The 9578-nt window shown below is 41.6% G+C and carries 8 protein-coding genes and 1 pseudogene; 4 read left to right on the top strand and 5 right to left on the bottom strand.

Annotation, left to right across the window (positions count from 1 at the left end):
- Positions 1–546 precede the first annotated feature (546 nt).
- The 4 genes from LC574_RS12120 to LC574_RS12110 all read right to left on the bottom strand — a co-directional run bounded on the left by LC574_RS12120 (position 547) and on the right by LC574_RS12110 (position 4781).
- A complete protein-coding gene (locus LC574_RS12120) occupies positions 547–1530 on the bottom strand; it encodes an RNA polymerase sigma factor, RpoD/SigA family (RefSeq protein ID WP_229453748.1) in 984 nt (327 codons plus the stop codon).
- 480 nt (positions 1531–2010) lie between these two features.
- On the bottom strand, positions 2011–2133 hold the full coding sequence (locus LC574_RS37955) for a hypothetical protein (RefSeq protein ID WP_267871502.1): 123 nt from the start codon (positions 2131–2133) through the stop codon (positions 2011–2013).
- A 28-nt stretch (positions 2134–2161) separates the two neighbouring features.
- On the bottom strand, positions 2162–3904 hold the full coding sequence (locus LC574_RS12115) for an ATP-binding protein (RefSeq protein ID WP_229453747.1): 1743 nt from the start codon (positions 3902–3904) through the stop codon (positions 2162–2164).
- Between the two features lie 82 nt (positions 3905–3986).
- Positions 3987–4781 (bottom strand): glutathione S-transferase family protein, encoded by a 795-nt coding sequence (locus LC574_RS12110; protein ID WP_229453746.1) that lies wholly within the window; start codon positions 4779–4781, stop codon positions 3987–3989.
- A 737-nt stretch (positions 4782–5518) separates the two neighbouring features.
- Here LC574_RS12110 and LC574_RS12105 point away from each other — a divergent pair.
- Positions 5519–6364 carry a fasciclin domain-containing protein gene (locus LC574_RS12105; protein WP_229453745.1) on the top strand — a complete coding sequence of 282 codons (846 nt, stop codon included), beginning with the start codon at positions 5519–5521 and terminating at the stop codon, positions 6362–6364.
- 258 nt (positions 6365–6622) lie between these two features.
- On the opposite strand, the gene hemL is transcribed toward LC574_RS12105, so the two are convergent.
- On the bottom strand, positions 6623–7921 hold the full coding sequence (gene hemL / locus LC574_RS12100; protein WP_229453744.1) for a glutamate-1-semialdehyde 2,1-aminomutase: 1299 nt from the start codon (positions 7919–7921) through the stop codon (positions 6623–6625).
- Positions 7922–8026: 105 nt separating this feature from the next.
- On the opposite strand from hemL, the gene LC574_RS12095 reads away from it, so the two are divergent.
- From LC574_RS12095 to LC574_RS12085, 3 genes and pseudogenes are all read left to right on the top strand, one after another.
- On the top strand, positions 8027–8215 hold the full coding sequence (locus LC574_RS12095) for a ChaB family protein (protein ID WP_229453743.1): 189 nt from the start codon (positions 8027–8029) through the stop codon (positions 8213–8215).
- Positions 8216–8316: 101 nt separating this feature from the next.
- Positions 8317–8967: a bifunctional phosphoribosyl-AMP cyclohydrolase/phosphoribosyl-ATP diphosphatase HisIE gene (hisIE, locus tag LC574_RS12090; RefSeq protein WP_229453742.1), complete on the top strand. Its 651-nt coding sequence runs from the start codon at positions 8317–8319 to the stop codon at positions 8965–8967.
- 35 nt (positions 8968–9002) lie between these two features.
- Positions 9003–9572 (top strand): annotated as a pseudogene (locus LC574_RS12085) (AbrB family transcriptional regulator); the annotation flags it as partial.
- Positions 9573–9578 lie beyond the last annotated feature (6 nt).

The raw sequence follows: 9578 nt of genomic DNA, 5'->3' as shown, positions 1-9578 counted from the left end.
TCCGCAAGTAAAATGAGCTTTTACTTTCTCAATTGCCTGAATGTTTTCTCATTTGAGTAATTCACGCATTCATTTTGGTATATCATTGAGCCGAAAGAAAAGCGATCGCACACCATAGTATGTGCCTTTATGTTCCTATTTTAGAGTCTTGCTGGATTTTGGTAATTAATGATGGGCTTGCATCCGGTGACAAAGCGATCGCATCCGACCTACAACCATTAAATCAGTAGGGGTAACCCAAGCGTAATTAGGTTATCAGCCAATACAGTTCAGTTAAGCATTTTTCTCTCCCCCGCTCCCCCTGCTCCCCCTGCCTCCCCTGCCTGCCTCAACAGATTATTTTCTTAACTGAACTGTATTGGGTTATCAGCATTAGGACTTACGCACACTCTACGAATTCTCGGCGCTCTTGGCGTCTTGGCGGTTCGATAAATTAAGCTTTTTAGCAATTTTTGCGTAAGTCCTAAGCATAAAAAAATAGCCCCCTGAATTCAGGAGGCGCATCACCAAGGTGGTGGAAAGACGCGGCATTTCGCGTCTCTCATTTTAACTAGCAACGTATTCTTTAACATTGGCGCGACGACGACGCAGATGAGCCAAAGCTTGATGCTCTAACTGGCGGACACGTTCACGGCTAAGATTCAATCTCTCACCCACTTTCGCCAATGACATTTCATTACCATCTTCTAAACCAAAGCGCAGGGCTAAAACTTGTCGCTGTTGCGGAGTTAATTCTGCTAGCAAGTTGTTCAAGTCTTGGCGTAAAAATTCCTGGTTGGTGTAATACTCTGGTGATGGGCCGTCATCTTCGAGCATTTCTTGCAACTCAGTATCCTGGTTATCGCCAACTTTAACATCCAAAGATACTGGTTGACGCGCCATGTTCAGGTACTCGCGGATCTGAGCAGGTTCTATTTCCAGTTCTTTAGCAATTTCGGCTGGAGTAGGCGATCGCCCCAGTGTTTGAGCTAACTCGCGCTGCACTTTTTTGATTTTATTCAGTTTTTCAGTAATGTGGATCGGTAAGCGGATGGTGCGACCTTGCTGGGCGATCGCACGGGTAATTGCTTGGCGAATCCACCAGTAAGCATAGGTTGAGAACTTATAACCCCTCATTGGGTCAAATTTCTCTACACCCCGCTCTAATCCTAGTGTTCCTTCCTGGATTAAATCCAGAAACTCCATATTTCGCTTTTGGTACTTTTTGGCAATAGCAACGACCAGGCGCAAATTCGCTTCGATCATTTTTTGCTTCGCCCGCTTCCCTTGCGCTACCGTTTGTTGTACCTCGGTTTCCGATTGTTGAACGTGGTCAGCCCACTCTGACATATTCGGTTCGCGGTGCAGTTTCTTCGCCAAAGCTTCCTTGGCGTCGATGAACTTCATCATTTGTTGCACCTGCTTCCCATAGACAATCTCTTGTTCACGGGTTAGCAGTGGTACACGACCAATTTCTCGTAGATAGGTTCGCACCATATCAGCTGTGAATTTGGTGTTGAGGTTTTCCGTTTGGGTGTTGACAGTAGGCATTGATGTGTTATCCTCTACTCCGTAAACACAATGTATTTTTTCTTACTAAAATCCATGCAGAAAGGTAGTACATCTATCACGAAGTATCGGGAGCTATCAAAAGTAATTATCAATTGATCTAGCCGTTGTTCAGACGGTAAACTCCCAATGATAGGTTCCCCTACCTTCCCTAAATTTTCAATCTTTATATAAGCACGCTGGTTGTTTTTGAGAATTCTTCTTTTAGGCAGTTACTGATAGCAACTGAAAATCCGAAGTCGGTATGAGTTCCATTTATCTTTATAGTACGATAAATCAGGCAAATAGTAAAGTATTTTAAGATGCAATCTTTAATTATAATTCAAAATTGCCGATTTGCAAAAAAAAATTAAACTTCCTTGAAATTACTGACTATATCTATAGTGACGCCAAAAACCCCTCTTCTGTTGCCCAAAACTAGCCGGATAACCGAACTTAATTTCCTACGAGAATGGAGGGATGTTACGAATTGGGGATGGGGCATGGGGCATTGGGCATGGGGAAAAGAAGCATAGGAAGCAGGGGGAGATGGGGAAGCAGAGCAAGAATAACTAACTTAATTAATGACCAATGACTAATGACCAATGACTAATGACAAATGACAAATAACTATCTAGAATCCCAAGTCAGCTTTGGCTAGTTCAGCAGCAGCGAATACTTCTGCGTCAGGTTTTTCTTCCCAGGCTGGCTCACCAATTTCTTCGTAAAAAGTTGTATCGTAAGGACGGGTACGTACTACTACTGGCATAGGAACAGCATGACCCAAAATTAAAGCTTGTTGCTTAGAGTCTAACTTTGCCAATACCGATCGCAGTCCGCCACCACCAGATACACCCGTAAAAATCGCGTCAATGTCTTTTTCATCATTAAGCAAAGCGGTAATCCGAGTCCCAATCTGGGACATGACTTCATTATCAATACCCGATGGACGTTGATCAACTACCAAAAGTGTGACGAAATATTTTCGCAGTTCCCTGGCGATAGTCCCAAAGATAGTACTTTGTACGATAGCCGGGTCAAGGAAACGGTGCGCCTCTTCAATGGTAATCATCAATGGCGTGGGGCGATCGTTCGGATTTTTGCTTTGCAGGAATTTATCTGCTTTCTTGACGTAATGCTCGTGAATACGTCGGGTGATCATATTCGTCACCAACATATAAGAGAGCATATTAGACTGGGAACCAAATTCTATCACAACATTCTTTCCAGATTCCAGGCACTGGACAATTTTACTAATATAATTCTGGGGACAAACCGCGCGCATATACTTCAAATTATCCATACGCATCAGTTTGCGCTGTAAAGAGTTAATTGAACCTGGGTGTCCCGGCTTTTCCTCACAGAACATCTTAATGTCCTCACCAGTCATATTTAACAGCTGGACAATCCAAGACTTACCTAACTCATTAAACAAAATATTAGCGTTATCCAAGGCTGCGTCAGAAAGTCCTAAATCTCGACCACATAACTTAATATCTTCAACTTCAATTTGCTCATAGCTTAGATAAAGTTCTTGAGCATCACGCACACCCCGGCGCTTTGTCGATTCCGGGTCGAGGGTGTAAACTTCTACTTTGCTGGGAAATAATTGCTTTAAACCCTTAACTGTATTTACATTCTTCCCTTCTGCAACGGCTTCCCAGCCATACTCAGAGTGCATATCAAAAATCAAATTTACTGCCGCATTTTTACGGATAACGCCAGCTAAAAGTAACCGTGTTAAAAAGGATTTACCAGTACCAGATTTTCCAAAAACCCCATTACTCCGTTCTACGAAGCGGTTTAAATCGATGCAAACGGGCACATCCATATCCAAAGGTTTCCCGATGGAAAAATTGCGCCTTTGGGGGTCATCTTCCCAACCAAATACCCGCCGAAAATCGTCAACACTTGCATCGTAAACTTGGCTAAAGTGGCTAGGAATAGTTTTAACAGGCAACAATTCCATTGTAGTACTGGTTTGTGGCACAAATGAAGCCAAACCCGTCACCGATGGGAGGAAGGGATTTGTCGATTTGCCATTTGTTGGGGAGAAAGATTCTTCCGATTCGGGAGTGAACATCAACATCGGCGCGAGGTTGATAGTACCATAAGTACCACTTCCGGCTAAAACATCTCGTAAAAAAGTGTCTTCCCAACTAGGGGGATTTGCAATAATTCGGGCATTAGCAGCCCCCAATGCTACATCTGTCAGCATACAAAAAAAGCGCGATCGCATCCCTTGCACAACAAGAAACTTACCCACCCGCATATCTTCCACAGAAATGTCAGGATGCAATCGTACTTCTAAACCTTCAGTTAGAGAACCTTGAATAACCGAACCTAATGGCTGTTCTGAATTCATGTTATTAGTCATTAGTCATTAGTCATTAGTCATTAGTTATTAGTCATTTTTTCCCATGCCCAATGCCCCATGCCCAATGCCCCATGCCCATTACTTAGTCAATCTGAATCGACGTTGGCGCACTTCCTCTTGGTGGAGTGGTAGTGATTAATGGTTTGCGGAATTGGGCGTAGAGGCGATCGCGCCAGGTAAAGAATGGTTCATAATCTATATTCTCTGAAAAGATTGGTAATCCTTTACCTCTAAGAGAAGCTGGTAAATCCAGATAGGGGCCAGGAGGGAATTTCAATAATATTGATAACCCAGCTACTGCCAAATCGGCTAAAGTCGGCTCATCTCCAGTTAAATAAGGACTCTCTGCCAATAATAACGTTAGCGCTTCTAAGTCTTGTTTTAAAGGTGCGATCGCTGACTGGATAATATCTGGACTATAACCTACCCCAAAACCTAGCACTGTCAGTAAGTCAGTGGGTACTCCTCCAACCAGACTTTTAAATATATCTGGTGTTGAGGTGGGTAATAAAGACTTGCGGAAATTTTGATCTTGACTTATAGCTGCAAATAGTGCTTTGCGACCTTTGATGCCTATAGATTCATCCGCCCATTCTTCTATTAATAAAGTTAAACCGCGTTTTTTGGGTTCTTGCGGTATTATTGGGCGATCGGGATACTCTAAGTCTAAATACTTAGCTATTTCCGTAGAATCCGCAATATATCTATTACGATCCTTTAATACCGGGACTTGTTTCTGACCAGTCAGCCGGAATAGTTCTACTTGTCCAATCCCAGGCGTAACCTCTATTTTGCGGTAATCTAGTCCTTTAAAATCTAGAATTAGGCGCACTTTCTCTGAGTATTTAGATAGTTCCCATTGGTATAATTCCAGCATGTTGTATACCTTATAACTGGTCAACTTCTTAACTTTACAATTGTATCTTTAGTTAAAGTAATTTTTCTTTACATTATTTGTTTTTTATCTATTTAATTGAGATCGTGGTTGAACTTATGCCTGATTTTTAGCAAAATCATCAATTTAAAAAGTATTATTTTCTGATTAAAATATCAAATAATTAAATAATTGAATTTGACATACATAGATGAATTTAACCGCTCAGTTCTAAGTCTTCAGCAGTTACTTTAATTTCCGTCACTGTTTAGATTACGTTAAGATATCTTGGTAATTAATTTCTGTGCTTTTGCTGAATAATCAATGGTTAATTCAGAGATATCCCCTGATTCCTTATGGGGTTCAGTACTTTATTAATCATTTATTATTTTAAGTATATTTTTGTATATAATGTTACCTGTAAATGAGTAAAATCTTTTTCACAGCTTATTGTAACTCATACCTTGTAGATGTTATACTTTCACACTTTCTGAGAGTTGACGCTACAGGAAGTGAGGCTTTTTAACTTTTTTTGTCTAAGGTAAAAAATATACTCATTACATAAAATATGTGCTAAATATATTTCATAATTATCAGCATGAGCCGACGTTTGATATTTTACCTGACTATCAAAAATTATTGTGGAGAAAAATTTTTCTTCCCTCTTAGGTTAGATTTTGTGTATAGCAAAATGTTATAAATCTTTATGTAATGTGTGGACAAAAAGACAAACAAAATTTATGAAGACAAATTACAGCAAATTGCTGATCGCGTTAGCAGGCATAGCAGGATTTAGTAGTTTGAGCCTTGTTATTACTTTACCATCTGAAGCTAAAGAGGCACTAAATCCTAACCCCAGTATTTTCAACGAAGCCCCCTATAACAAGGGTCAACGTCTTCAAGTAAACGCTCAATACACACCTGCTGAGGCTGCTTCCGAAATAGAAAAGGGCAATACCAAACCCAAACAAGTAGCGCAGCAAAGTGGTGTAACAAATCCCAGACCAAGTATTTTCAACGAACCGCCCTATAACCGTGGTGGTGGTGGTAGTGTTACACCTGGTGAAGTTCCACCCCGCACCCCACGTCCTATCCCTCCTACCCCGGAAACTCAACCCACTGAGACACCTACTACAACTCCATCAGCACCAGGAGCAACGGACACTCAAGGTCAAAACTTGTTAGGGTTAGCAGAGTCAAACGCTTCCTTTACAACCTTAACTAAGGCTTTGAAAGCAGCAGGGTTGACTGAAGCTTTGCAAGGCAAAGATAATTTAACCATTTTTGCACCTACTGATGCAGCTTTTGCTAAGTTGCCACAAGATGCTTTGCAAGAATTGTTAAATCCAGCCAACAAAGAAGTATTGCTCAAGATTTTAAATTACCATGTAGTATCTGGTAAGGTATTGTCCACTGATTTGAAGTCTGGTGAAGTTAAAAGCCTTGAAGGTGGCGCAATCAACGTTAAAGTTGACCCTGCTACCGGTGTAACTGTCAATGATGCTAAAGTGACACAGGCAGATATCATAGGCAGTAATGGTGTAATCCACGCAATTGATCAGGTGATTTTGCCTCCTGACTTGTAGTTTTTAGGTACAAGTACAATCTATGGCAGACTAGGTTGGCATTAAGTATTAATAAGAAAATCCAAAACTTTTGTAGAGACGTAGCACTGGTACGTCTCTACATTTTTTTACTAGATGTCTAATATCAACGACCGAAGTTCCCATGACTCGGAAGCTAACACTCCAACTTTTTGCGATCGCGCACAGGAGTAATATAATGCCCAGTGAGCAACGCTTGTTGTAGGCGTTGTCTTTACTGAGTACTCAGCACTCTTTTGGTCATAAGCTAGACATTACATCCCGTGCAACTGCTAAAGTCTGCTCAATATCTTCTTCAGTGTGAGCAAAAGACGTAAACCCAGCTTCAAATTGAGAGGGTGCTAAGTAAACACCATGCTCTAACATACCCCGATGGAAGCGTCCGAATTTGGCTGTATCAGACTTTTTGGCATCTTCGTAGTTATGAACTGGGCCAGAGGTAAAGAATAAGCCAAACATGGCGCTGATTTGACCACCGCATACCCCATGACCAGTTTCTTTAGCAATTTGCAGCAAACCATTTGCTAACTTCTTAGTAATCCGGTCAAGATACTCGTAAGTACCTGGCTTTTGCAGCAATTCTAAAGTCTTAATACCAGCAGTCATTGCCAAAGGATTACCAGAAAGAGTCCCAGCTTGATATACGGGGCCTGCGGGGGCAACCATTGACATAATATCTTGGCGACCGCCATAAGCTCCTACTGGCAACCCACCACCAATCACTTTACCCAAGGTTGTTAAGTCGGGAGTAACACCAAATTTTTCCTGAGCGCCACCGTAAGCAATACGGAAGCCTGTCATCACTTCGTCAAATACCAATAACGCTCCATGCTCGTGAGTCAGTTCTCGTAATCCTTCTAAGAAGCCAGCGTCAGGTGCAATAAATCCAGCATTGCCGACAACTGGCTCAAGAATGACACCAGCAATCTCGTCACGGTTTTCCTCAAACAAGGCTTTGACGGATTCTAAGTCGTTAAAAGGCGCGGTTAGAGTAGTGCTAGTTGCCGATTTTGGAACTCCTGGTGAGTCTGGCAAGCCAAGTGTGGCAACACCAGAACCCGCCTTCACGAGAAAGGTATCGGCGTGTCCGTGGTAGCAGCCTTCAAACTTAATAATTTTATCTCGTTTTGTGAAAGCCCGCATCAATCGCAAAACTCCCATACAGGCTTCAGTTCCAGAGTTGACAAATCTAACCATTTCGATGCTAGGAACGGCATCGATAACCATTTCTGCCAAAACATTTTCTAGAACTGAGGGAGCGCCGAAACTGGTACCTTTTTCTAAAGCTTCATGCAAGGCTGCAATTACTTCTGGATGAGCATGACCACAAATAGCTGGGCCCCAAGTGCCTACATAGTCTATGTATTGGTTGCCATCTACATCCCAAATATATGCGCCTTTAACACGATCAAAAACGATGGGTTGTCCGCCCACAGATTTAAAGGCACGAACAGGAGAACTGACTCCTCCTGGCATGAGGTTTTGAGCAGCAGCGAAAACTTCTTGTGATTTCGTTGTTTTAATTGTGGTATTTACCAAGATTCTCTCCTAACAGTGGGCAATAAAAAGTTATATCTTAGGATAGGGTCAAAAAGTGCTTAGAATTTCTATCTTATATAAATAGCTGAACCAAAAAATAACAATATGTTATATAAGTCAAATAAAGATTTGCCTCTAGATATTCAAACTCGATTATCTGAAGCATACCAGGATCTTTACCGAGCAGCTTTTAATTCGGCGATTCATTGGTATGGTGAGGCATCAAAAGCTCACAAAGTCGCGTTGAGTGCTGTAAAGATGCAGTCCGCTATGGAACGGAATGCTCTTGTTTAGAACTAGATAAAATAGTTCAATTCAAAAAAACATGCCAGTTGCCCTATTGAGAATGATATCGTGAATCCATGAATTATTCTCATTAGAGCAAACTAGCTGGTATGTCTTCTAACGATTCGCACTCTCTGCATTACGCTATCCCTGTTGAGGAAATTCGCTACGATGAACGGGGTTTAGTGCCTGCAATTGTCCAAGATTATTTGGATGGTACTGTCCTAATGATGGCGTGGATGAATCAGGAGTCGTTACAAAAAACTTTGGAAACTGAAGAAACTTGGTTTTGGAGTCGTTCTCGGCAAGAGTTATGGCACAAGGGGGCGACTTCTGGACATATTCAAAAAGTGCAGAGTATCCGTTATGACTGTGATAATGATGCGCTGCTTATAGGTGTAGAGCAATTAGGAGATATTGCCTGCCACACTGGAGAACGTAGTTGCTTTCACCAAATAGAAGGGAAAATTGCCCCACCACCAGGAGATACATTGTCGCAATTGTTTCAAATAATATGCGATCGCCGCGATCATCCTACTGAAAGCTCCTACACCTGTAAACTATTCGCAGGTGGCGATAACAAAATTTTGAAAAAGATTGGTGAGGAAACCGCCGAGGTGGTAATGGCCTTTAAGGATGATGAAGCAGATGCGATCGCAGGTGAAGTGGCTGATTTGTTATATCATACTTTGGTTGCCTTAGCTCACCATCAAGTTGATTTAAAATCTGTATACCGCAAGCTGCAAGAACGTCGTCAATAAAGAATGTAGGCAATTGACGAATAGCTTAGATATCAACTGGTAATTACTATCCGCAAACGCTCCCAATCAACGCTGCTTGGCTCAATTTCGATCCATCTCAATTAGAATTACTCTTGTTAGTACTGACAATTACTGGATTAGTAGTTTATCCAGCTATATTATTTAAAATTCCGGCTGGCGATTTCTTTGGGGCATTGTTGATTGGTATCGGGTTTAATCCTTTGCTACATTGGCTACCTTTTGTAGGTGATATTAGCTTTAATCCGCCGCTAATAATAAACTTATTGGGTCAAATGCTGCTGGGAATTACTATTGGTGAGTATTGGGGAGACAAACCCAACTTTAGAAAGCAGACTGTGGGCTATGCCTTGATGTCTGTGGGGATGACTTTAATAGCGGGAGCGATCGCTGCTATAATTGCGATGCAATTAACCTCTTGGGACTGGTTAACCTGTCTTTTAGTCACAGCACCAGGAGGATCAGCAGAAATGATCTTGGTTTCCCTGGCATTGAATCATAATGTTGAAATTGTCACAACTGGTCATTTAGTGCGACTAATTGCGATTAATAGTTCTCTACCACTTTGGCTGTTTTTGACCCAATAAGTTTAT

The sequence above is a fragment of the Nostoc sp. CHAB 5715 genome (assembly GCF_020829685.1).
Classification (GTDB): domain Bacteria; phylum Cyanobacteriota; class Cyanobacteriia; order Cyanobacteriales; family Nostocaceae; genus Nostoc.
Note: the sequence above shows the minus strand (reverse complement) of the source record. Positions and strands in the feature narration are given on the sequence as shown.